Genomic DNA, 23,480 nt, shown 5'->3' with positions numbered 1-23,480 from the left:
AAAAGCAAGATAAAGGCGGTTTTAACTGGTTTTTGCGTTCCGTCGCCCCCGGAGCCCGCCCAACACCCGTGGGGGCGGCACCGGGCCCCGGGGGGGGCGCCGGGACCTCCCGGCGCCCGCCCGCCGATATGCCCCGGTCCGGGGCTACCCGTTCCCGCTCTGTCTCAGTCGGCAGACTCGCTGTCAGCGTCGGCATCGTCCGCAGCGGATTCGGCTTCGTCCAGGAGCCGTTGCATCCGGGCCAGCTCTTCGGGATCCGCACTCTGCGGCGCACCACCGTCCTCGGCAGCCGGTGAACCCTCGTCTCCGCCGGCCTCCTCAGGGGCCGCCGGGGACGGGTTCCCCGGTGCTCCGGAGTTGCCTGAGGCGGGGGCATTCCCGGCGCTCCCCCCGCTGCCGTCGGCGCAACCGCCGAGGAGCAGAGCGGCCAGCATCGCCACCGTGAGCACGGCGGCCGGGCGGCGCGGGAGCGACTTCATCAGTCCTCGTTCCCCTTCGTCTGGGCCTGGCACCACGTCTTGACCGCAGCCAGGTCCTTCTGGCGCTGCTCAAGAGTGGTCTTGAGTGTCTTGCGTGCGGTCAGTCGACCGTTGAGGAAGGCATGGACCTCCGTGTGGTCGGCTTCCTCGGCCGCGGCCACGCGCTGCTCCAGCCGGGCCAGCGAGCCGTGGTCGTCGGCACCGCCGTTGATGCGCTCCAGCGCGCGCTCGATGCGCTTCTCGATCTTGGGGACACGCTTGCACAGGGCTTGCGCTCCGTCACCGGCGCGGGCGCCGTCCCGTGGCGGCGTGCCGCCGTCGGCCACGGCAGCGCCCGCGCCGACGAGCAGGGAACCCACAGCGGCGCAAAGCACGGCCGCCTTCCTGAACGTCAACATGACAGTTCCTCCTCGAGCAGTTGCGGACGGGCGGGTGCCCGTCCGCAACGGACGTTAGGAGCCGTCTTTGTGGAAACCTTGTGGGTGTCCGTCGGCCGCCGACCACCCGAGCGGCCTCGCATGAGCGGCGGTCTCGATCGTCCGGTCGCGGCGCGGGGCAGTGTATTGCTCGCCGCTGCCCGGGCACCGCCGAAACCGGTCCGGCCTGCCGTCCCGCCGGCGTATGCCGTCGCCCATCGGCGGCCTGACCTCGAAGCGGGTCCCGGTGCCGTCCGGCGGATCCCACACCCCGATCCACCCCTGGTACAGGGCGACTTGTCGGGCGACCAGGCGGCCGAGGCCGACGGCGGCGAGCGTCGATGACCGGCTCACGCCGGCCGAGGGCGAGGGACTCGACCCACCCACCGCTGGACCGCGGACGTGTCCTTGCCCCGGCCGTCCGGTTGCGCAGCACACGGTTCTACGACCGGAAGTGCGGAGATCTGCATCGGCCGGGGTTCGACGCCACCCGTCCATCCCCCGTCGCGCCCCGCTCGCGCCGTCGCGGTGGCCATGGGGTGACGCCGCTGCAGTGCGTCCCGGCGCGCGACAGCGACCGTGCCGAGCTCTCCCGCAGGCCGGCGTCAGGTGACCCACAAAATTCCGCATTACGGACGAATCATCATACTCTGATTCCATGGAACTCATGGGCCAGATCACCAGCGACCGTTCCTTGCTCGTGCTGGCGGTCGAAGAAGAGGCCCAGTACCTCGACACGTCCCTTCCCGTCCTGCTGACAGGCATGGGCAAAGTCAACGCCGCGAGCGCGCTCGCCGCGGCACTGGCCCGCGGCCCGCTTCCATCGGACGTCGTCAACCTCGGCACCGCGGGAGCCTTGCGTCCCGGCTGGACGGGAACCCATGTCATCGGCACCGTCATGCAACACGACCTGGACAGCGACACCCTGCGCGCCCTGACCGGCAAGACCTACGGCGCGCCCCTGACCGTGGGCGCCCCCGGCGGCCCCACCCTCGCCACCGGGGACTCCTTCATCAACGACGAGACTGCTCGTGCCCGTCTGGCGACGCATGCCTCCATGGTCGACATGGAAGGCTACGCCTTGGCTGCGGCGGCACAACGCGCCGGTGTGTCTCTGCGCATCATCAAACACGTCAGCGACGACGCCGGCGAGGGCGCCGCCAGGACCTGGCGGGAATCCGTCGCGAAGTGCGCCCGCGCCCTGGCCGACTGGGTAGCCCACAACATCCGCACCTACTCCTGAGTCATTCCCTCCACCCGGGCCTGGCCGGCGCCCGGTCTGCTGTCTCCACCGGGATCAGGCTTGGGAGGTGGAGCACTTGCGGCTGGTGATGACTTCGAGTTCGTAGAGGCCGCCGCCTGATTCCGACTCGGTGCTCACCACGCGGATCTGGCCGCCGGCCGAGCAATACTTGCCGGTTCCTCCGGTAATGGCGATCAGATAGGGGGTCTGCGGGTCGCGCGTGGCGTTCTGCCAAGTGATCTGGCCGTCCTCGAGGACGTAGGCCCCGAAGCAGGTGGTGGTCTGGGGAGTGGACGCCGGGGACGCGAAGACACAGTTGGTCGTGACGAAGCCGACGATCTCGCCCTTCCAGTCGACCAGGTCGGCGGTGGCGTTCGGGAACTCCCCTTGAGAGTTGGTGGTTCTCAGGGTGAACCTCTTCACGCGGTCCTGGTCGTGATCGGTGCCCGCGTGAGCCAGAGGCGGGCTGAGCACGGCGGGGAGAAGGGCCAGTGCGCACAGCGGCAGCGCGAGTGACGCTTTCATGGGGTGTCCTCAATATCTCGGGGATCGAAGAGGTCGTTCCGAAACCGATCTAACCTCGGCCCGGCCCGGACTTCCTGCTGTGCACGGCCGGACGGGTGTGCCCGACACACGAACGCTGAGAGCAGGCCCGTCTCCACGACATCGTGGACGGCCACTTCCGGTTCAACCTGGATACGGTCGACCTCCTCCCGCAGCCCGCCCACGCGACGAGCGACGAGCGACGAGATCGCACTGTTCCAGCATCCCCACGACCGGACGGCATCCATGATCTCCTCAGCAGCGGCGACACGACAGACCGCCGCTCCCACAGCCTCGTCGACCCTGGGCACGACCAGCGGAACCCCATCCGCAGGCGCGGAGAGACAACAGCTTCTGAGTGCGCTGGTCAGGCGCAACCCGTGAGCTCTGCCACCGGCGCTCCGGCCGGATTGCTCATGGGTTTCGTGAACCCTTCTGTCTCGAATGGCGACTGTCTCTGTGACGGATGGCGCAGAGCAGGGAGGTGCGGTGAGCAAGGACGGGTTGCTGGTCGTGCGCTGTCAGCTTGGGGAACGGGAGGCGTTCCGCGAGCTGGTGGCCATCTGGCACAGGCCGCTGCGGCGCTACCTCCAGGGCATGGTGGACTCTGTGCACCTCGCGGACGATCTCGCTCAGGAGGCCTGGGTCGCCGTGATACGCGGCCTGCCGCGCCTGCGGCAGCCTGAGCGGTTCGCTCCGTGGTTGTTCACCATTGCCCGGCGCACCATCACCGACCATCTGCGGCAGGCGTACAAGGCGCCTGAGACGGCCTTGGACGAATCCGCCACGACAGTCGTTGCCGACGACGAGCTCGGCGGCGTGCTCACCACGATCCAGATCGAGGCAGGTCTGGCCGCTCTGCCGCCCTTTGAGCGCGAGGTGCTGATCCTCTTTTACCTGCAGGATCTGCCACTGACCGCCTGTGCGGAGGTGCTCTCCGTACCGGCCGGCACGGTGAAGAGCAGGCTGCACCGTGCCCGACGCATGCTGCGCAACCACTTTGCCGAGAAGGGATACCAGGCATGAGCGAGCAGAGCCGAGCAGCAGTGGGGGCCGTGCCCGAGCAACTGGAGCGAGTGCTAGCTGCTGAGGTGTCGTGGCACGCCCGACTGCGCCATGTGGCTGTGGGCCTGGTCGGGGGATGCGGCGCGGCACTGATCGCGGTGCTGTGGGCCACCGAGCCGGATGCGCTGCCCGGGCGTACCCAGGCCGCCTTCGCCGGACTGATCACGATAGGGCTGGCCTGGGCCGTCTTCGCCGGCTGGGTGCTGAGCAGGCGCCGGCCGCTGTTCGCCCGGGACCGGGTGCTGTCGGCCAGGATCGCACTCGCGGCCACCATGGTGACCGCTCTGGCGGGGGTGGCATTGGCCGCGGTCCGCGGCAGCGCCGCCGACCTGGTGGCCACCGCCGCGGGCGGGGGCGTCTTCACCGTCGCCGCGGTGCTCGCCCTGGTGCGGGCGCGCCGCCGGCGCCGCGAACTACTGCGACTGTGGGAGGTCTTCCAGCACGACACCCCCTGAGCAACCGCATACCACCGAAGTCATCCGGATCATCAAGGAGACAGCGATCGCGTCGCGTCTCCCAATGAGCGGTCGAGTCGTCGCGGGGCCCCGGGCGGCCAAGTCTCCTGAGCCATCCAACGGCGACGACATGACAGCCATACCCGGGACCCTCGGGCCCCACCGATCTTACGAATGACCAGTTCAGGCCCACATCAAGAAGGTAGGACAGGCATGAACGACAAGAACGCTCCCGTCGGACCGCTGGCCCTCGCCCTGCGCCTCTGCGGTGCAAGCAACCGCACCGTCCTCCTCGTCGCAGGACTGGCCTGCACCGTCATGCTGATCGGCGTCGGCCTGCTACTGACCTGAGACGCCATCCGCTTTCCGCACGTGATCGTTCGGTTCGGGCCGAGTGAGCATGAGCTCTGGTTGATGGCCAGAGAGACGGTGTGATGGTGCCGGGGCCGCCCTTGGCGAAGGTGGCCAGACCGTAGCGCTTGTCCGTGCCCCACTTTCCGCACCCGTCCGTGGATGCAAGCGTCGCGCCCCAGACCGAGTCGTACCTGTTGCCGCTGGAACGGCCCTGCAGCGAGTCACGCAGCAACTGCCACTGCCCGTAACACATCTCCTGCAGCATGACCAGGTCAGCCTCCCAGTAGTCCATGGCACCCGTGATCGAGTCACGCCAGGCAGTCTTGGACCCTGCGTAGATGTCGCACGAAGCGCCGCAAACGTTGTAGGTGACGAATCTCGGCTTCGGCCAGTTGACCGGGTCGGGGGTGTCCGCCTGCGCGGGATTCGAGGCGAAAAACAGGCTCATGGAGAAGAGTGTCGCGAAGAACACTCTGATGGCAGAGCGCATGAATCTGCATCCCGTTTCATGGCTTGAGTGCGGGTGGCGAGAATCTTCCCACAATGGCGGGAAGTGCGGCCCAGCCCGGTGTGTCAACTCAATGGCTGATCCTGGTTGTTGAGCTGTCCGTTGTTGCTCGGGGTCAGGCGCCCTCGAAGGCGATCTGGAACGCGTTCAGGGGTGTCCAAGCCGCGACTCGTTTCCCGGCAGGCCTCATATGAACCGTCCCTGCCGCACAGAATCCGAGGCTGTAGCGCGACCGGCCACGTATGGCCGGTGCGTTGACCTGTGCGGTGAGCGGCATCGGTTCCATGATCGGTGGCTACGCCCGGTCCTTGAGCGACCGGCTCGGGTCGTCCCGCAGGACGCCCGCGACCGAGGCTGCGTCACCGTCACTGCCCGACCGCCCCCCTTATGTCGATGAGGCGGGAGACGGCCCGGGCTGCCGCGATATCCGCGGACCAACTACAGCAACGGAGTCGACATCATGGGAATCGCCATGCCGCTCGCGGTCAGGAGGTTGGCGGCGCTCTGCGCGTTGGCCCTCGCCCTGTCCGTGTTCTGCTTACCCGGCACCGCGCACGCGTCCGAGGTGAACGGACCGATAGGGAGGGGCGAGGCGATGGACCGCTCCTGGTCCTGGATCGCTGAGCGGGTGCCCTACAGCATGGACTCGAACAGTCCTCACACCAACAAGTTCGGCACATACCGAAGGGATTGCTCGGGCTACGTGTCCATGGCCTGGCATCTCGACCGGTCCCGCACGACCTGGTCCCTGTGGGACGTCACCCATGAGATACCAGCGAGCGACCTCCAGCCGGCCGACGCACTTCTCCGCGACTCCGGCGGCGTCGACCACGTCGCGTTGTTCGTGCGGTGGGCCGACGCTGCACACACCCAGCCGGTCGTCCGTGAGGAGTACGACTACGGACATGTCGCAGAGGAACGCGTCTGGAGCAATGGCCTGCGAGGGTTCACCCCGGTCCGGTACGACTCCATCGACGACCTCGTGCCCTACGGCACCATCGGCGCCAAGTACGCGAGTTTGGGCGGGCAGGGCAGCCTCCTCGGTCTGCCGACCACGGGTGAACGCGACGCGTCACTCGGTGGACGCTTCCAGGTGTTCCAGAACGGGATGATCATCTGGCATCCGGATGTGGCCTACGCGGTCCACGGCGACATCCTTGCCAAGTTCTGGGCCACCGATGCCGAGCGCGCCTGGGGATTCCCGGTCATGGACGAGAGCCAGGGCGGGACGGCACAGAACGGCACCACCGGCCGATACCAGAAATTCGAGAACGCGCTCTTCCTCTGGTCGCCCGTCACGGGCACCCACATCGTCCATGGCGCGATCCGGCAGTCGTTCGAGGCAAACGGCAACGAGCGAAAGCTGGGATACCCAACAAGTGACGAGATCCCTTCCGGGGACGGCGGCAGGTACCAGACCTTCCAGAACGCGGTCATCCACTGGCACCCCGACCAGGGCACCTGGATCACCCGTTGAGTGAAACCGATCCAAACCCATTCCCCCAAGCCCCGACACCCCATGCCCATGGAGGATTGACCATGTCCACCGCATCACCCTCGCCTCGTCCCGGAATCACTCGCCGGAACGCACTCAAGACAGGCATCGGCCTGGCCGTCGGAACCGGTGTGCTCGCCAACGCCACTCCCGCCGTCGCCGTCGCGGGAGCCTCGCTGTGCGACCGGCCCGGCGACTCGGCGAGCCACTGGGGAGTGGGCTCCAGCGACCTGGCAATCCCGTACTACCGGGAGCACGACGGCAACTGGGGCTACGTCTTCGGCGACTCATGGACCGGCATCCAGCAGTACGGCGACTACATCGGGTCCCCCGTGATGCTCACCCAGGCACGGTTCGACCCCACCGGCGCGACGCCGATCACCTTCACCGGGACGCAGCCGGCCTCAGGCCCGGCCGGTCAACTGTTCGACTATGTGCCGAGGAGCAACAACGGCCATGGCTACGAGGTCAGCCGGATTCCCAACGACTGTATCGAGTTCGGCGGCCGCACGTACATCCAGTACACCTCCGTCGCGACCTGGACGCCGCCCTCCGGATACGACGGCTCGCTGATGTCCGGCGTCGCGTACTCCGACGACTACGGAGCCACCTGGTACGACTACCCCTACCACTGGGCGGGCGATACCCAGGGGAACAACCAGTCCATGTACGGGATGTGGTCGTTCGCGGGCATCGACGACGGCTGGCTCTACATCTTCTCCAAGCGCTGGAACGGCAGCCACCGCAACACCGCCGACGGCGGAGCCATCCAGTTGTTCCGCATCCGGCCCGACGACTTCCGCGCCGGAAACTTCGGCGCACAGGAGAACTGGGCGTACCTCAACAGCGCCTGGCAATGGACCGGGTCCGTCCCCCCGTCTCCCATCCTGTCCGGGAACAGCATCGGAGAGTTCTCCGTCAAGCGGATCGGCAGCACCTACTGCATGAGCTACTTCGACGTGAGCGACTACTCGATTCGCACCCGCACCGCCGACCGGCCGGACGCCGTGTGGACCTCGCCCAAGACGCAGATCGTCGGCGACAACACATGGCCGATAGGCCACTGGGGAAAGCCCCAGGTCGCCAATCTGTATGGTGGATACATCCACCCGGGCAGCGCCGGCCCCAGCTCCCTGACCCTGATCGTGTCGCAGTGGGACGGCAAGGAGCACTCGGCACCCTACTGGGCCCTGCAGTACGACGGAATCAGGCCGTGATCGGCATCGCCTGATTGAGCAGCGACGGGCTCCGGGGCCCGCGGCCCGACCCGAGCGAGAAGTCCCGGGAACGGCCAGGAGCCCCGGAGCGAGCAGGGCCGAGGACCCGAGCAGTGGCGTGTGACGCTCCTTTCCCAGTCCTCGCCGCATCAACTCGGCGCGGCAGGCCCGGCCGAGTCGCAGGAGGGAGTCAGTGGCGTACGCCCGGCACCGGCGCGCACAGGGCTCCGTCGTTCCCGCGATCGGCCCTCCAAAGCCGGTACGGGCCTGATGACCCAACCGGGCCGTCAGGGTGATGGATCGGCAGACGGACGCGCAGGCTCCGCTCCTGGTGATCACGGAGTGTCGAGTTCGCTGATCACCTCACCAGAAGCCCGTGCCTGCTGCGCCGTCACCGCCCCTCCCCCCGGAACTGGGCCAACTCGCCGGCCCTACCCGTTCCCAGCCGGGTCACCGCAAGATCGCCAATGCAGACTGGAGAACACGACGCACGGTGGCGTGAAGACGCCTATAGGCCATGGCTCGTCGATGGATCAAGTCTCAAAGCTTGAACACAAATTACCTACACACCCTCTCCATAACTGCTGCCAATGGTCTAGATTGACGGTGCTTCAGCCGTTCGAACGCGACACGACCGCTAATGATCTATTGGTGCGGCGCTACGGAAAGCCGGCGTGCGCATCCCCGGCGCCAGACGTGGGGTGATCGTTTCTCGGAGCCCGAGAGTGGGCCTTGGGTGCGGGGAGCACCCGAGGGTTCGACGGTTCCCCGCGCACCTCGAGAGTCTGGCAGGACGTGCGAGCCCGCTGCCGCCAGGTTGGATTGTTCAAACAGCTCTCCATAGCGGTGACGTGCGCGGGGTTGGGGCCCGGGGGGAGGAACAGCGCGACGCGGGGGCGGGGGGCCTCCGGGGGGAGGAGCAGCGCAGTACGGGGGGCGGGGGCCTCCCGAGGGGGGAGGAACAGTGTTAGGCGAGCACGTCGAACCACTGGGGAACCTGGGGGGTCTGTGCAGCAAGGGGGACTAGTCAGACCGTTACCTTCTGCGCGCGGGCGTCTGACGAATGGGGCGATCAGCCAGCCCGCCAACGTCTGGGAGCAGCGGTACCGCCGTACCGTGATCACCAGCGATACCGTGACCACCGCCTTCGTCGTGGCGGCGATCGGCGCGTTCTTCGGGGCACGGGACGCAGCCAACTGGCACGAGAAATGGGGAATTCTCGCATTCGGCACCGAGTTGCTGGTGCTGGGGGCACTGGCGGTGAGCAGGTCGTGGGCTCCGGCCGTACTCGGCCAGGGTGCCGAGGAATTCCGTCGGCTCGGGCGCGCACTGTTCACGGCGACCGTCGCCCTGGCGCTCGGCGGAATCGCCCTGACCTCGCGCAACATCAAGCTCTGGATCTTCGTCGCGATTCCCGCGATCGCGCTCACCACCATGACGGAGCGGTATCTGCTCCGCCTCCGGCTGCACAAGCAACGCAAGGAAGGCCAGTGCCTGAGACCGGTGCTCGCTGCCGGGAGCCCAGCCACCGTGCGCGACCTGATCACCCGAACCCGCAAGTTGCCGCACCTCGGCTGGCGGGTGGAGGCAGTGTGCACCACGGACGGTCGCGGGCCCGACGGCGACCAACTGGACGGAGTGCCGGTCGTCGGCCGGCTGACGGACGTCGCCAAGCACGTCCGCCACGACGGCTACCGTGTCGTTGCGGTCACACCGGACCCGCACTGGTCACCGGACCGGCTGCAACGGCTGGCCTGGAATCTCGAAGGCAGCGATGCCGAGATGGTCGTGGCCCCCGTGCTGATGGAGGTGGCCGGCCCGCGGCTGCACGTCGACGCTGTGCTCGGGATCCCGCTGCTGCGGGTCAGCATGCCGACCTTCACCGGGGGTCGCCGGGCGGTCAAGGAGGTCGTCGACCGGACCGGCGCAGCGATCCTGCTGATGCTGTTCGCGCCGCTGATGGTGTTCGTCGGGCTGCTCGTGCTGGTGGACAGTCGGGGCGGGGCGTTCTACCGCCAGCGCAGGGTCGGCAAGGACGGCCGCGAGTTCACCATCCTCAAGTTCCGGACCATGGTCGCCGGGGCCGACACGGCACGTGCCCAGCTGGCTCACCGCAACGAGGGCGCTGGTCCGCTGTTCAAGCTCCGCCGGGATCCGCGGGTGACCCGGGTCGGAGCGGTGCTGCGCCGGTACTCGATCGACGAGCTCCCGCAGCTGTTCAACGTCCTCACCGGATCGATGTCGCTCGTCGGTCCGCGGCCCCCGCTGCCAGAGGAGTCCGCCGCGTACGGCCCGGACATCCGGCGGCGGTTGCTCGTCAAGCCCGGGCTCACCGGTCTGTGGCAGATAAGCGGACGCAGCGACCTGCCATGGGAGGAGGCGGTCCGCCTCGACCTGCGGTACGTGGAGGACTGGTCGCTCGCCCTGGACACAGTGATCTTGTGGAAGACACTGCGTGCGGTGCTCCACGGGCAGGGGGCGTACTGATGCGCGGGGGCCGTCGTCCGGCCGACGCGTGGACCGCAGGCCACAAGGGCCTGCCTGGGGGGAGGGACGCGTCATGAGAGTCAGCGTTTTCGGGCTGGGCTACGTGGGCTGCGTGTCGGCCGCGTGCCTGGCCAGCATGGGTCACGAGGTCATCGGGGTCGACGTGAACCAGGTGAAGGTCGACCTGGTCAACGACGGCAGGGCCCCGGTGGTCGAGGAGCGGATCGGCGAGCTCATCGCCGAGGTCGTGCGGAGCGGGGCGCTCCGCGCCACCGGCGACGTCCGCAAGGCGATCGTGGACAGCGAGGTGTCACTGGTCTGCGTGGGCACGCCGTCGGAGCCCAACGGCAGTCTGTGCACCGCGTACTTGGAGCGGGTCACCGAAGAGATCGGCGCCGCGCTGGCCGAGCGGGGTGGGCGGCACACCGTCGTGTTCCGCAGCACCATGCTCCCGGGCACCTGCCTGAATCTGCTGGTGCCGATCCTGGAGAAGTACGTCGGCGGGACGGCCGGGGTGGACATCGGGGTCGCGGTCAATCCGGAGTTCCTGCGCGAGGGCACGAGCGTGCGGGACTTCTTCGACCCGCCCAAGACCGTCATCGGCGAGCTCGACCGGGCAAGCGGCGATGCGGTGTTGGCGCTCTACGACGGCTTGCCCGGAGAGGTGTTCCGGGTGCCGGTTCCGACGGCCGAGGCGATCAAGTACGCGGACAACGCGTTCCACGGCCTCAAGATCGGCTTCGCGAACGAGCTGGGCGCGGTGTGCCAGGCGCTCGGGGTGGACTCGCACCAGGTGATGGACGTGTTCCTGGCCGACCGCAAGCTGAACATCAGCCCCGCCTACCTGCGGCCCGGCTTCGCCTTCGGCGGTTCCTGCCTGCCCAAGGATCTGCGCAGCCTGGTCCACGCGGCGCAGCGGGCCGACGTCTCGGTGCCCATCCTCGCCCACGTGCTGCCCTCCAACTCCGACCATCTGCAGCGCGCGGTAGAGCTGGTCGAACGCACCGGCAAGCGCCGGGTGGGTCTGTTCGGGCTGTCCTTCAAACCCGGCACCGACGACCTGCGCGAGAGCCCGCTCGTCGAGTTGGCGGAGAGGCTCTTCGGCAAGGGCTACGACCTGCGGATCCACGACGCCAACGTGGCCCTTTCCCGGCTGGTCGGTGCGAACCGCGAGTACATCGAGACCCGGCTTCCGCACCTCGCGCAGTTACTCGCGGACTCCGTCGACGAGGTGCTCGAGCACGCCGAGGTGTGCCTGGTCGGGACGAGGGATCCGGCCGTGCTGGCGGCGCTGCCCCATGGCGACGCCCCCGTGATCGTCGACCTCATCCGCCTTCCCGACGCCGAGACACGTCGGGCCGAACCGGGGTACATGGGCCTTGCCTGGTGACACGACCAACGGCGACCGGCCGGACCGGCGCGCGCTGATCCTGGTGGAGAACCTGTCGGTGCCGTTCGATCGGCGGGTGTGGCAGGAGTGCACGACGCTGCGCGACGCGGGCTGGGAGGTGCACGTCATCTGCCCGCAGGGGAGCAAACGCGACACGGAGCCGGAGGCGGAGGTCGACGGGGTGCGGATCCACCGCTACCCGTTGCGCGCGGCCACCGGAGGACCGGCCGGCTACCTGCGAGAATACGGATCGGCGTTGTGGCACACGGTCCGGCTGGCCCGCAAAGTCGGCTCGGTCGATGTGGTCCACGCCTGCAACCCGCCCGATCTGCTGTTCCTACCGGCCATGTGGCTGAAGCGGCGCGGGGCTCGGTTCGTCTTCGACCAGCACGACCTGGTACCCGAGCTGTACCTCTCCCGGTTCGGCCGCGGCAAGGATCTGCTCTATCGCGCCGTGTGCGCGCTGGAGCGTCGGACCTACCGGGCCGCGGACATCGTGCTCGCCACGAACGAGAGCTACCGGGACGTCGCCGTATGCCGTGGCGGTCGGCGGCCGGAGGACGTCTTCGTGGTGCGCAGCGCGCCCGCGATCGACCGCTTCCAACCGGTGCCTCCCGAGCCTGAGTTGAAGCGCAGCAAGCCTCATCTACTGTGCTACCTGGGCGTCATGGGCCCTCAGGACGGCGTTGACTACGCCTTGCGGGCCCTTGCGAAGCTGCGTGACGAGCTCGGGCGGACCGACTGGCACGCGGTGTTCGTCGGCTCCGGCGACGCCTTCGACGCGATGGTGGAGCTGTCCCGGAAGCTCGGGCTCTCGGAGCAGGTTCAGTTCACCGGACGGATCACGGACGCCGACCTGGTGCGCTACCTGTCCACCGCTGACGTGTGCCTCTCCCCCGACCCGCGCAATCCGCTCAACGACGTGTCGACCATGAACAAGGTCCTGGAATACATGGCGATGGGCCGACCGATCGTCTCGTTCGACCTCCGGGAGGCGCGCGTCTCCGCCGGCGAGGCCGCCGTCTACGCACCCGCCAACGACGAGGCCGAATTCGCGGGGCTCATCGCGCTGCTCCTGGACGATCCGGAGAAGCGGGCCCGGATGGGCAAGATCGGCCAAGAGCGGATCAGCGGGCCGCTCTCCTGGCGGCACTCGCAAGCGTCGCTGCTCGCCGCCTACGCCGCCGCCTGCCATGACCCTGCTCCGCCGTCGGCGGGCGACTCGGTTCGCACAGGGAAGAGGCAGCACAGTTGAGCGATGACACCATCCGCTTGGTCACGATCGGCCGGATTCTCCGTCAGCGGTGGCGGCTTCTCGCCGCCCTCGCCCTCGCGGGCGCGCTCGTCGGCTGCGGCGCCTCCTTGCTGTTCCCACCGAGATACACGACGTCGGCATCGGTACTGCTGCCGGGGCAGTGGGAGGAACGCGAGCTGTTGACCCAGGTGGACATCGCGACCAGTTCGGCGGTGGTGGACCGCGCGGCCGCCGCGCTCGGCTGGCCCGGCGTCAGCGGCGCGGACCTGCGGGATCGTGTCGACGCCAAGGCCGCCGGCGGGAACATCATCAAGATCTCGGGTACGGCCGACACCCCGGAGCGTGCGCAGCGGCTCTCCGACCAGGCCACCAAGGAGTTCGTCACCTTCGCCGCGCGGATCGCGGGCGGCAGCACCGACCTCGGAGCGGCGACGGGGCCCGAGACGCTGCGGAAGCAGGTGGAGGAGACCAACCGCCGCATCACCGACCTGGCCAACGCGGCCGATCCGGGGCAGACCGTGGAGAGCGTGCAGGCCCGCACCGAGCTCGAGAAACTGCGCACCGCGCTACATGATGCCATGAAGAAACTGGACGAGGCCGACCCGGCCACCACCAAGGCCAGCATGGTCGTCATGGGGCCGTCGGCCCGGCCGACGGGCGAGGCACCACCGACGAGGATGCAGCTCATCGTCGCCGGGGCACTGCTGTTCTTCCTGCTCACGATCGTCGGCCATCTCGCCGCCGCACGGATGAATCGGCGGCTGCGCACCGAACGGGAGATCGCCGCGGCGCTCGGCGCGGCGCTCCTCGGCACCGTCGACGTACCGGTCGAGCAGCCGGCCCACGGGCCGAATGTCCGTGGCTCGCGGGCCGGAATCCGCCGGCTCCTCGGGCTCGACAGACGGTGGGACATACCGACGCCGCGGATGTCCAGCGACGAGGACGGCAGGCGGATCGGCTACCGGCGCGTGTGCGCTCAACTCCGGGACCGAGTGCCGGACCCCCGGCGGCTGCTGGTTGTCGTTCCGGACGGAGACGAGATCGCCCGCCGGGCCGCCGGGCAGCTCTGCACCGAGGCCGGGAGCGATCCTTCCCCAAGCTCTTCGAGCAGGGGATGCCCCGTGCTGCGGCTCGTGGGCGTCTCGGTGGACCGGCCGGTGGTGCCGGACCGCGACACCGAGTCCGGAGTCCTGGTCGTCCTCAGCGCGGGCAGCCGGACCGCGGAGGAACTCGTCGGCATCGCCGGGGCGTGTGCCGACGGCAGGCACGAGGTCGTCGGCATCGTCGTCGCCGACACGGTCCGGTCCCGTCCGAAGCGGTCTGCCGGCCGTCGCCCGGATGAGGCCACCCTGGCGCTCGCGGTGCGCGGCCACGCGACGGGAGGTTCGGAGTGACGACGAGCCCGACGTCCCAGTCGCCGGTTGCCGTTCCGCTCCTGGACCTGCAGGCGCTGGTGGTGGCAGTACGCAGACGTCGCCGGCTCTGGTGCTCCATGGCGCTGCTCGGGCTGCTGATCGGCGCGGCGGTGGCGGTCCTGCTGCCGCCGCCGCCGAGCGCAGTGACCAAGGTGCTGGTCGCCCATCAGCAGGATCAGCCGAACGACACCGGAACGCTGATGCGCACCGATGTCCAGCTGCTGGGGACCACGCGGATCGCCGAACAGGCCCTGCGGTCGCTCAAGTCCGCGGAGAAGCCGGAAGACTTCATGCGGGACTACCGGGGTACCGGCCTGACCAACAACGTGTTGCAGATCGATGTGACAGGTGACACCGACGCGGAAGCGGTGGCCCGGGCCAAGGCACTGGCCGATGCGTTCGTCGCGGACCATGTGAAGCGGATACGGGACACCGCGAACGCCGAGGCCAAGGCCCTGCTCGACCAGCGTGCCCGCATGCAGAACGAACTCACCGACGTCAACAAGGAGATCGGCGGCCGACCGCCGGACAGTGACCCGAGGGCGTCGGCGAGCATCGAGTCGCTCTTCGCCCGCCGGGCCGACCTCACGTCGAGGATCGCCGATTTCGGTCAGCGCGCCGAGGAGGCGCGCATCGGCACGCCCCAGCTCATCGTCGGCACACAGATCGTGGACGCTCCGCGCGCGGTGCGGCACTCCCTGCCCAAGACCGCCGTCATCAACGCCGTGATCGGACTCGTCCTCGGGCTCGTCCTCGGGCTCTCGCTGGCCGCGGTCGGCGCAGTGGTGGCGGACCGCCCTGTGCTGCGCCGGGACGTCGCGGCGAACCTCGGCGCCTCGGTCATCGCCGAGCTGCCCCGCCGGTCGGGCAGGCTGTGGCAGCGCCGACGGACCCGGAGGGCACGGATGAGGCTCATCTCGACTCTGGCCCGCATCGTTCGCGGCTCCGCGGAACCGCTGTCGCTGCTGGAACTGGGTGCCGCGCGCAGCACGAGCGCACTCGCCCTGAACCTGGCCCGGGAACTGGCGGCGGACGGGCCGGTGGTCGTCATCGACGGCCTGCCCGACGCCCAGCTCGCAAAACGCCGTCAGAAACCCGGAGATCCGACCGTGGTCAGTGGTGAACGTGCCGGAGGCGTGTCGCCTCAGGAGCATCGGATCGGCGTCGGCTCGGTCGCGCCCGGCACGGCATGGACCGACCTCCAGTACCTCGGTACCGAGACCGTGCTCGTTGTGCGTGCCGGGCACGGCAGCGCCGCATGGCTGCACACGGTGGCGCGCCGGCTCGCGGACCAGCGCATAGCGGTGATCGGTGTGGTGCTGATCGACCCCGATCCGCGTGACCGGACCGACGGAACGCTGTGGGACGGGCTGCACATCGCGCTGCGCGGCCGGAGCGAGCGCCCGGCCCGGCAGAAGGGGACGGGTCGGCGGCTGACGGCAGAGCTGCCGATGTGGGCCGCACGGGTCCCGGACAACGACCAGGAGGCGCGGTAGGACATGTGTGGCATCGCAGGCGCATACCGCTGGCCGGACGGCAGGACCGTGACCGACCGGCTCACCGACGCCCTCACCCACCGCGGTCCGGACGGAGCGGGCCGGTACAGCCACTCCGTTGGTGACGGCGAAGTGCACCTGGGGCACCGTCGGCTGGCCATCATCGACCTGTCCGAGACCGGCGCCCAGCCGATGGTCTCGGACGGCCTCGTCCTGACGTACAACGGCGAGCTGTACAACGCGCCCGATCTGCGTGCCGAGCTGACAGCCGCCGGGGTGCGCTTCCGCGGTACCTCCGACACCGAGGTGCTGCTCGAGGCCTGGCGGCGCTGGGGCACGGACTGCCTGCCCCGGCTGCGCGGCATGTTCGCGTTCGGCGTCTTCGACGAGCGAACCGGCGAACTGGTCCTCGTCCGGGACCAGTTGGGCATCAAGCCGCTGTTCCTGCTCCGGCGCGGGGAGGGCCTGGTGTTCGCCTCCGAGCTCAAGGCGCTCACCGCCGCGACCGACGGGGCGTTGGAGGTGGACCACGCGGCGCTGGTGGCCTCGCTCCTGTACTACTGGGTGCCGGACTCACGGTGCGCGTTCCGCGAGGCGGAGAAGCTGCCGCCGGGGAGTTGGCTGAGGTGCCGGCCCAACGGGCAGGTGGAGCGCGGCCGGTTCTGGAACCTGCGGGACGTCGCCGCCGAGGGCCGGGAGCGGGCCCGGAGCGGCGCGCGGCCGGACCTGGCTGCCATCGTCGAGGAGGCGACGCGGCAGCACCTGCTCTCCGACGTGCCCGTGGCGACCTTTCTCTCCGGCGGTCTCGACTCCAGCTGGCTGACCGCGCTGGCGGCCCGCCACCGGCCCGGAATCTCCGCTTACACGATCGGGTTCCGCGCCGAGGACGCCAAGTTCGAAGCGATGCCGGACGACCTGCGCTATGCCCGGAAGGTGGCCGAGCGGTTCGACGTCGACCTGCGGGAGATCGAAATCTCCCCGAACGTGCTCGACCTGCTGCCACAGATGACTTACCACCTGGACGAGCCGATCGGCGACCCCGCCGCGATCAACACGTTCCTGATCTGCTCGGCCGCCCGGGAGGCCGGAGTCAAGGTGATGCTCTCGGGGATGGGCGCCGACGAACTGTTCGCCGGGTACCGCAAGCACCTGGCCAACCTGATGGCGGTGCGCTACCAGCGCGTCCCGCGACCGCTGCGGCGCGGCCTGTCCGGGGCGGTGGACCGGCTGCCGGTCGCCACGTCCCGCCGGGGGTACCGGTCGGTGCGCTTCGCGAAGCGGTTCCTCTCCTTCGCCGATCTACCGGAGGAGACCGCGTTCCGACGCAGTTACACCATGTACGACCGGGGCGAGCTGCTCGACCTGATCGATCCGGACCTGGCCGGTTCGGTGGACGACGTGCTGACCGAACACGCGGACGTCTACCGGGACAACGACCTCGACGACTTCGTCAACCGCATGTGCCTGGGTGACGCCCGGATGTTCCTGCCGGGCCTGAACCTCACCTACACGGACCGCTCGAGCATGGCGGCGTCGACCGAGGTGCGCGTGCCGTACGTGGACGTCGAAGTGGTCAAGGCGGCATTCGCCGTGCCCGGCGAGCGCAAGATCGTCGGACGGCAGGGCAAGGCCGTGCTCAAGGAGGCGGCCACGTCGATCCTGCCCGGCGAGATCGTGTACCGGCCCAAGGGCCTGTTCAGCGCCCCGCTGCGCGCCTGGATGAGCCGGGATCTGGCACCGCTGGTGCGCGAGGTGGTCAACGACGGCGAACTGGTCCGTTCCGGGTTCCTGCGCCGTGACGCGCTGGCCCGGATGGTCGCCGAGGACGCCGCCGGGCAGCAGGACTTCTCCAAACATCTGTGGCATGTCCTGACCCTCGAGTACTGGTATCGCAGCGCGACCTCCCGGTCCGGCCAGAGCACTCGGATAACAGCTTAGGAATCAGAGGAGTTCGGGTGAAGCAGGTTGTACAGAACTACAAGCGCGGCGAGCTGGCGGTGCTCGATGTTCCGGTGCCGGGGTGCAAGCCGGGCGGTGTGCTGGTCCGGAGCGCCTACTCGCTGATATCCACCGGGACCGAGCTCATGAAGGTGTCCGAGGCCGGCATGTCGATGCTGGGCAAGGCCCGCTCCCGGCCGGACCAGGTGGCCAAGGTCATGCAGAGCGTCACCACCAACGGAGTACCCGCCACCTACCGCAAGGTGATGGGCAAGCTGGACTCCTACACACCCCTGGGCTACTCGCTGTGCGGGGTGGTCGAGCAGGTCGGCACCGGGATCGATGACGTGGCGGTCGGCGACCTCGTGGCCTGCGCCGGCAACGAGCATGCGTTGCACGCCGAGCTGAACTGGGTGCCGAAGAACCTCTACGCCCCGGTGCCGGACGGCCTCCCTGCGCAGCACGCCGCCTTCGGCACGGTCGGGTCGATCGCGTTGCAGGGCGTGCGTCGAGGCGAGCCGCTGCTGGGCGACGTGGCCTTGGTCATCGGCCTCGGACTGATCGGGCAGTTGGTCGTGCAGCTCCTCACCGCCTCGGGAGTCCGTGTCGTCGGCGTCGACCCCGATCCCGTGCGCTGCGAGCTTGCCGAGCGGCTGGGCGCCGCGGCCTGCGGCGATCCCGCGTCCACCGCCGTGGAAGCCGCCGTCGCCGAACTCAGCGGCGGTCACGGCGTCGACCAGGTGTACCTGGCCGCCGGCGGCGGCAGCAACGAACCCGTCGAGCTGGCCGCCCGGCTCTGCAGGGACCGCGGCCGGGTCGTCGACATCGGGAAGTGCCGCCTGGACCTGCCGTGGAACGCGTACTACGAGAAGGAGCTCGACGTCCGGTTCTCCCGCAGTTACGGCCCCGGTCGATACGACCCGGAGTACGAACTCGAGGGGCGGGACTACCCGATCGGCTACGTGCGCTGGACCGAACGCCGCAACCTGGCGTGCTTCCTCGATCTCGCGGCCCGTGGCCGCGTCGACGTGGAACCGCTGGTCTCCCACATCGCCGATTTCGATGACGCGGTCGACACGTACCAGCGCCTGCAGGACGGGGACCTGAAGGCCGTGGCCGTGCTGTTCCGCTACCCCGGCCACGCGGGAGAAGCGGAGGAAGCTGGGGAAGCGGGGCAAGCGGCGGCGCCGACGATGGCCGTGCCCGCGGTGAACGTGGGGCGGAGTCCCGCCAGGGCCGCCCAGACACCGGTACGCCTTGCCTTCGTCGGCGCGGGAAACTACGCGACGTCGATGCTCCTGCCGCACCTGGCACAGCGTGACGGAATCGAGCTGTCCGCGGTCGTCACCACGACGGCCCTGTCCGCGGCCAACGCACAGCGGAAGTTCGGCTTCGCCGAGGCGACCACCGATCTCGACGCCGTGCTCGGCGACAAGTCCATCGACGCGGTGTTCGTGGTCACCCGCCACAGCTCGCACGCCGAACTGACCCGGCAGGCACTGCTGGCCGGCAAGGCCGTGTTCGTGGAGAAGCCCATGGCCCTCACCGAGGACGAACTGGCCGACGTGCTCACGGCGGTGGAGGAATCCGGCAACGACCGGCTGCAGGTGGGCTTCAACCGCCGGTTCGCGCCGCTGCTGCAGGAGGCGAAGAAGCGGTTCGGCACCCAGAGCGGTCCGGCGAGCCTGCGCTACCTCGTCAACGCGGGCCGGCTGCAGCACGGCAGCTGGTACCTCCAGCAGGGCACGGAGGGCTCGCGGTTCGCCGGCGAGGGAGGACACTTCATCGACACGGCGAGCTGGCTGCTCGAAGCCGACCCGGTCTCGGTGTACGCGGTCGCCCCGTCGGGCAACGACGACCTGCAGGTCGTGCTGCGCTACCCGGACGGTTCCACCGCCACCATCAGCTACGTCACCACCGGAGCATCCGGCTTCCCCAAGGAGACGCTGGACCTGGTCGCGGACGGCAAGGTGCTGCGGCTCGACGACTTCGCCCGTGCCGCTGTCTACGATGGCCGACGCAAGCGCTGGGTCAGTTCGCGGCTGCCCAAGGCCCGGGACAAGGGCCAGAACGCCGAGCTGGCCGCGTTCGTCAAGGCCGTGCGGACCGGTGCGCCGATGCCGGTGCCGCTGGAGTCGCTGGTCGCCACCACGGCGGCCACCCTCGCCGTGCGGGCCGGACTGGCCAGCGGCGCGCCGGTGACATTGGCGAGGGCGCGATGACCATGAGCGCGGGCTGGTACCTGCGGCGGCTGTCCCGGATGGGGCCGCGGGAGGTCGGCGGCCGGGCGAGCGACGCGGTGCGCAGACGGCGGTGGAGGTCCGCGCGGGCGGACTGTCCGAGCGTGACCGGCGCCCGGTTCACTGCGGTGCTGCCCGCCGGGACGATCGCCGCAATACCTCCGGACGCCGCGAAACGCCTCATCGCCGAGGCGGACCGTCTGATGTGCGGGCACATCGAGTACTTCGGGGTGGTCCGCGACGACCTCACCGATCCGGACTGGTGCTGGGACCCGAAGACCGGGCGCCGGGCCCCGTCGGGCTACGCCTTCGACGTGCCGTACCGGAACGAGGACGCGGTCGGGGACATCAAGCAGATCTGGGAACTGTCCCGGCACCAGTACCTCACCGTGCTCGCCGCCGCCTACGCGGTCACCGGGAACGAGCAGTACGCCGAGCGGGTAGCCGAACACCTGCGGTCGTGGTGGACGGCCAACCCACCGCTGCGCGGCGTGCACTGGATCAGTGGCATCGAGCTGGGCGTCCGGCTCCTCTCCTGGGTGTGGATCCGCCGGCTACTCGACGGCTGGCCGGGAGCGACCGGGCTGTTCGAGGACAACCCGGTGGCCCTGAAACAGATCTGGCACCACCAGCGCTGGCTGGCCGCCTTCCCCAGCCGGGGATCCTCGGCGAACAACCACGTCATCGCGGAGGCCGGCGGGCAGTTGGCAGCCGCTTGCGCGTTCGGATGGTTCCCTTCCTCGGTGCGCTGGCGCGCCGGCGCGCTGCGGTCGCTGGAGCAGCACCTGCGCGCCAACACCTTCGCCTCCGGCCTCAACCGGGAGCTGGCCAGCGAGTATCACGGACTCGTGCTGGAAATCGGCCTGGCTGCCCTAGCCGAGGCAGATGCGGCCGGAGTGCCGGTCCCCGCGTCCGTCCGGCTGGTGCTGCTGCGGATGACCGACGCGCTCGCAGCCGTCGTGGACAACCGGCTGAGGCCACCCCGCCAGGGGGACTCGGACGACGGGCACGGTCTGGTCCTGGACGGTGCGGGCACCGACCGCTGGGCCTCGCTGCTGGCCACCGGAGACACCGTGTTCGGTCGGCTCGACTGGTGGCCGACGGTCTCCGGCACCGATGCGCGCACTCCGCTGCTGTCCGCGCTCATCCGGCCGTACCCGAACAGCGAAACGGCACCGGCTGCGCGTCGTCCGGCAACTCGACCGGGCCACTTCGCCGATGCGGGCATGACCATCCTGCGCGGTCCGGAGGAGATCTGGTGCCGCTGCGACGGTGGTCCGCACGGCTTCCTGTCCATCGCCGCACATGCCCACGCGGACGCGCTGTCCGTGGAGGTCCGGCACGACGGGGTCGATGTGCTCGCCGACCCGGGAACGTACTGCTACCACGGACAGCCCGAGTGGCGGCAGTACTTCCGTTCGACCCTCGGCCACAACACCCTGCAGCTGGACGGCAGTGACCAGTCGGTCTCCGGCGGCCCGTTCCTGTGGACCCGGCACGCCGAGAGCCGGGTCCTGGTCTCGGACCCATCCGGTGAGGGGGTGGCCCGGTGGTGTGCCGAGCACGACGGCTACCAGGGCTCCGTGCACCGCCGCCGAGTGGAACTGACCGCCACGAGCCAGGAGCTGAAGGTGGTCGACGAGGTACGCGGCCCGCGCCGGGCCGTTCAGCTGGCGTTCCACCTCGGCCCGGCGATCACCGCGGACCTGGTGGGGAACCGGGCAGCACTCACCTGGGTCCGGGACGGCGAAGGGCGCTCCGCGGTGCTCGACCTGCCAGCGCAGCTGCGCTGGCGGACGCACCGCGGCGAGACCGACCCGCCGCTGGGCTGGTACTCCCCCGGATTCGGGCGCAAGGAACCCACCACCACGCTGGTCGGCACCGGCGTCGCCGGCGGTACGGCGGGCTTCACCACCGTGCTCAGGTTCGGCGGCTAGGGGGACGCGTGGGAAACTCGAGACGGCACTGGGCGTTGGCAGCGGCACCGCTGGCACTGGCCCTGCTTGCGGCGACCGGCTGCGAGAGCGCGCCGGGTACCGGGGCCGAGCCGGCCGCAGCGCCGTCCTCGTCCGGGGCGCGGTCCACGCCCGTGGCCCGGGTGTGCGCCCATCCCACGGCCGGGCCGGCCAAGGCGCCGGCGGGTGCGGTGTCGGTCGACCCTGCGGTGGTCGATGATCTGGCGGCGAAGACCAGGAACAGCCCCCCGCACACCACGTTCTGGCTTCGACCGGGCAAGCACCGGCTCGATCCTGACCGCTACGCCCAGGTCATCCCCAAGGAGGGGAACAGGTACCTCGGCGCGCCGGGCGCGGTGCTCGACGGCCGGAGAACCAACCAGTACGCGTTCGGCGGCACCTCCCGCAACGTCACCATCCGCTATCTGACCGTGCAGGGTTTCGTCGCGCCGCAGGACGAGGGCGTGGTCAACCATGACTCGGCCGACGGGTGGGTGATCGAACACGCAACGATTCAGGACAACTCCGGCGCCGGGCTGATGGCCGGTAGCCGTCAGGGGGTCCGCGCCAGCTGCCTGCGCGGTAACGGCCAGTACGGCATGAACGCCTACAAGGCCACTGGCCGTATCAGCGGACTGGTGGTCGAGGGCAACGAGATCGTGGGCAACAACACCGGCGATTGGGAACGGCGCCGGAAGGGTTGCGGCTGCACCGGAGGCGTCAAGTTCTGGGCCGTCGACGGCGCCGACGTACGCGGCAACTGGGTGCACGACAACCGCGGAACGGGGTTGTGGGCGGACACCAACAACAACGACTTCCGCATCGAGAACAATACGCTCGAGGCCAACGACGGTGCCGCGCTGATCTACGAGACCAGCTACAACGCGGTCATCCGGGACAACGCGATCCGGCGGAACAACTGGGTCGAGGGCCGCAGGGCAGCCGACAGCGGCGACAGCTTCCCGTTCGCGACCGTCTACCTGTCCGAGTCCGGCGGTGAACCACGGCTCAAAGCCCGCACCGACAAGATAGAAATCTACCGGAACGTGCTGGAGAACAACTGGTCCGGGATCACCTTGTGGGAAAACGCCGACCGGTTCTGCAACAGCCCGGCCAACACCTCGTCCGGTGACTGCACCCTGCTGGTGCGAGACACCGGCCGCTGCGCGAAGCCCGCGATCTCCAAGGCGCCGCTCTACGCCGACTGCCGGTGGAAGACCCAGCGGGTGGACATCCACGGGAACCGCTTCGTGCTCGACAAATCCGCCGTCAGGTGCGCGGCGATGTGCGACCGCATGGCACTCCTTGCCAACTACGGCACCTATCCGCACTGGTCGCCGTACCAGGGCGAAGGAGTGGCCGACGCGATCACCGAGAGGCAGCACAACCGCTGGCACGACAACGTCTACCTCGGACCGTGGCAGTTCGTCGCCCACGACCCGAGCCGGGTACTCGACTTCGGGCAGTGGCAGAGCACGCCGTACCAGCAGGACGCGGGCAGCACCCTCGACCCACGGGCCGGTGGTTGA

20 protein-coding genes are annotated in these 23,480 nt (G+C 69.3%); 15 read left to right on the top strand and 5 right to left on the bottom strand.

What is annotated here, in order from left to right; genetic code table 11:
• Positions 1 to 164 precede the first annotated feature (164 nt).
• Together ACFXOM_RS31305 and ACFXOM_RS31300 are read right to left on the bottom strand one after the other, a co-directional pair.
• The gene (locus ACFXOM_RS31305; RefSeq protein ID WP_384936368.1) at positions 165 to 479 is read right to left on the bottom strand and encodes a hypothetical protein; all 315 of its coding nucleotides are present in this window, start codon (positions 477 to 479) and stop codon (positions 165 to 167) included.
• Entirely contained in the window at positions 479 to 877 is a 399-nt protein-coding gene (locus ACFXOM_RS31300) for a hypothetical protein (protein ID WP_384936370.1), read from the bottom strand. Before ACFXOM_RS31300 ends, ACFXOM_RS31305 begins: the two co-directional genes overlap by 1 nt.
• A 676-nt stretch (positions 878 to 1,553) precedes the next feature.
• On the opposite strand from ACFXOM_RS31300, the gene ACFXOM_RS31295 reads away from it, so the two are divergent.
• Positions 1,554 to 2,138 (top strand): nucleosidase, encoded by a 585-nt coding sequence (locus tag ACFXOM_RS31295; RefSeq protein ID WP_384936373.1) that lies wholly within the window; start codon positions 1,554 to 1,556, stop codon positions 2,136 to 2,138.
• 54 nt (positions 2,139 to 2,192) lie between these two features.
• On the opposite strand, the gene ACFXOM_RS31290 is transcribed toward ACFXOM_RS31295, so the two are convergent.
• Together ACFXOM_RS31290 and ACFXOM_RS31285 are read right to left on the bottom strand one after the other, a co-directional pair.
• Positions 2,193 to 2,663, bottom strand: a complete 471-nt coding sequence (locus ACFXOM_RS31290; protein WP_384936376.1) for a hypothetical protein — start codon at positions 2,661 to 2,663, stop codon at positions 2,193 to 2,195.
• A complete protein-coding gene (locus ACFXOM_RS31285; protein WP_384936379.1) occupies positions 2,660 to 2,992 on the bottom strand; it encodes a hypothetical protein in 333 nt (110 codons plus the stop codon). Before ACFXOM_RS31285 ends, ACFXOM_RS31290 begins: the two co-directional genes overlap by 4 nt.
• A 178-nt stretch (positions 2,993 to 3,170) precedes the next feature.
• Between ACFXOM_RS31285 and ACFXOM_RS31280 the strand changes: the two genes are divergently transcribed.
• The 3 genes from ACFXOM_RS31280 (at position 3,171) to ACFXOM_RS31270 (ending at position 4,552) form a co-directional block, all read left to right on the top strand.
• Positions 3,171 to 3,707 carry an RNA polymerase sigma factor gene (locus ACFXOM_RS31280; RefSeq protein WP_384936380.1) on the top strand — a complete coding sequence of 179 codons (537 nt, stop codon included), beginning with the start codon at positions 3,171 to 3,173 and terminating at the stop codon, positions 3,705 to 3,707.
• The gene (locus tag ACFXOM_RS31275) at positions 3,704 to 4,201 is read left to right on the top strand and encodes a transmembrane transport protein (protein WP_385040648.1); all 498 of its coding nucleotides are present in this window, start codon (positions 3,704 to 3,706) and stop codon (positions 4,199 to 4,201) included. Before ACFXOM_RS31280 ends, ACFXOM_RS31275 begins: the two co-directional genes overlap by 4 nt.
• A 213-nt stretch (positions 4,202 to 4,414) precedes the next feature.
• Positions 4,415 to 4,552, top strand: a complete 138-nt coding sequence (locus tag ACFXOM_RS31270; protein ID WP_384948082.1) for a hypothetical protein — start codon at positions 4,415 to 4,417, stop codon at positions 4,550 to 4,552.
• Here the strand turns inward: ACFXOM_RS31270 and ACFXOM_RS31265 are convergent.
• Entirely contained in the window at positions 4,518 to 5,003 is a 486-nt protein-coding gene (locus tag ACFXOM_RS31265; RefSeq protein ID WP_384936388.1) for a hypothetical protein, read from the bottom strand. The genes ACFXOM_RS31270 and ACFXOM_RS31265 overlap by 35 nt on opposite strands.
• A 520-nt stretch (positions 5,004 to 5,523) precedes the next feature.
• On the opposite strand from ACFXOM_RS31265, the gene ACFXOM_RS31260 reads away from it, so the two are divergent.
• The 11 genes from ACFXOM_RS31260 (at position 5,524) to ACFXOM_RS31210 (ending at position 23,480) form a co-directional block, all read left to right on the top strand.
• Positions 5,524 to 6,540 carry a hypothetical protein gene (locus tag ACFXOM_RS31260; RefSeq protein WP_384936391.1) on the top strand — a complete coding sequence of 339 codons (1,017 nt, stop codon included), beginning with the start codon at positions 5,524 to 5,526 and terminating at the stop codon, positions 6,538 to 6,540.
• Between the two features lie 62 nt (positions 6,541 to 6,602).
• A complete protein-coding gene (locus tag ACFXOM_RS31255; protein ID WP_384936394.1) occupies positions 6,603 to 7,775 on the top strand; it encodes a DUF4185 domain-containing protein in 1,173 nt (390 codons plus the stop codon).
• A 1,008-nt stretch (positions 7,776 to 8,783) separates the two neighbouring features.
• Entirely contained in the window at positions 8,784 to 10,262 is a 1,479-nt protein-coding gene (locus ACFXOM_RS31250; RefSeq protein ID WP_384936397.1) for a sugar transferase, read from the top strand.
• Positions 10,263 to 10,335: 73 nt separating this feature from the next.
• Positions 10,336 to 11,652: a nucleotide sugar dehydrogenase gene (locus tag ACFXOM_RS31245; protein ID WP_384936400.1), complete on the top strand. Its 1,317-nt coding sequence runs from the start codon at positions 10,336 to 10,338 to the stop codon at positions 11,650 to 11,652.
• Entirely contained in the window at positions 11,642 to 12,907 is a 1,266-nt protein-coding gene (locus ACFXOM_RS31240; RefSeq protein WP_384948076.1) for a glycosyltransferase family 4 protein, read from the top strand. Before ACFXOM_RS31245 ends, ACFXOM_RS31240 begins: the two co-directional genes overlap by 11 nt.
• Complete coding sequence (locus tag ACFXOM_RS31235) at positions 12,904 to 14,301, top strand: Wzz/FepE/Etk N-terminal domain-containing protein (protein WP_384936406.1); 1,398 nt, start codon at positions 12,904 to 12,906, stop codon at positions 14,299 to 14,301. The genes ACFXOM_RS31240 and ACFXOM_RS31235 overlap by 4 nt, the downstream gene beginning before the upstream one ends.
• Positions 14,298 to 15,818, top strand: coding sequence for a Wzz/FepE/Etk N-terminal domain-containing protein (locus ACFXOM_RS31230; RefSeq protein ID WP_384948070.1), 1,521 nt, complete (start codon positions 14,298 to 14,300; stop codon positions 15,816 to 15,818). Before ACFXOM_RS31235 ends, ACFXOM_RS31230 begins: the two co-directional genes overlap by 4 nt.
• A gap of 3 nt (positions 15,819 to 15,821) precedes the next feature.
• Positions 15,822 to 17,756, top strand: a complete 1,935-nt coding sequence (gene asnB, locus ACFXOM_RS31225; RefSeq protein WP_384948068.1) for an asparagine synthase (glutamine-hydrolyzing) — start codon at positions 15,822 to 15,824, stop codon at positions 17,754 to 17,756.
• 17 nt (positions 17,757 to 17,773) lie between these two features.
• On the top strand, positions 17,774 to 19,978 hold the full coding sequence (locus ACFXOM_RS31220; RefSeq protein WP_385040645.1) for a bi-domain-containing oxidoreductase: 2,205 nt from the start codon (positions 17,774 to 17,776) through the stop codon (positions 19,976 to 19,978).
• Positions 19,975 to 21,933 carry an alginate lyase family protein gene (locus ACFXOM_RS31215; protein WP_384936414.1) on the top strand — a complete coding sequence of 653 codons (1,959 nt, stop codon included), beginning with the start codon at positions 19,975 to 19,977 and terminating at the stop codon, positions 21,931 to 21,933. The genes ACFXOM_RS31220 and ACFXOM_RS31215 overlap by 4 nt, the downstream gene beginning before the upstream one ends.
• Before the next feature lie 8 nt (positions 21,934 to 21,941).
• Positions 21,942 to 23,480, top strand: a complete 1,539-nt coding sequence (locus ACFXOM_RS31210; RefSeq protein ID WP_385040642.1) for a right-handed parallel beta-helix repeat-containing protein — start codon at positions 21,942 to 21,944, stop codon at positions 23,478 to 23,480.

Source organism: Streptomyces sp. NPDC059169, assembly GCF_042755225.1.
Taxonomy (GTDB): domain Bacteria; phylum Actinomycetota; class Actinomycetes; order Streptomycetales; family Streptomycetaceae; genus Streptomyces.
The sequence above is the reverse complement of the archived record's forward strand: the minus strand, read 5'-3'. Positions and strand labels throughout refer to the sequence as shown.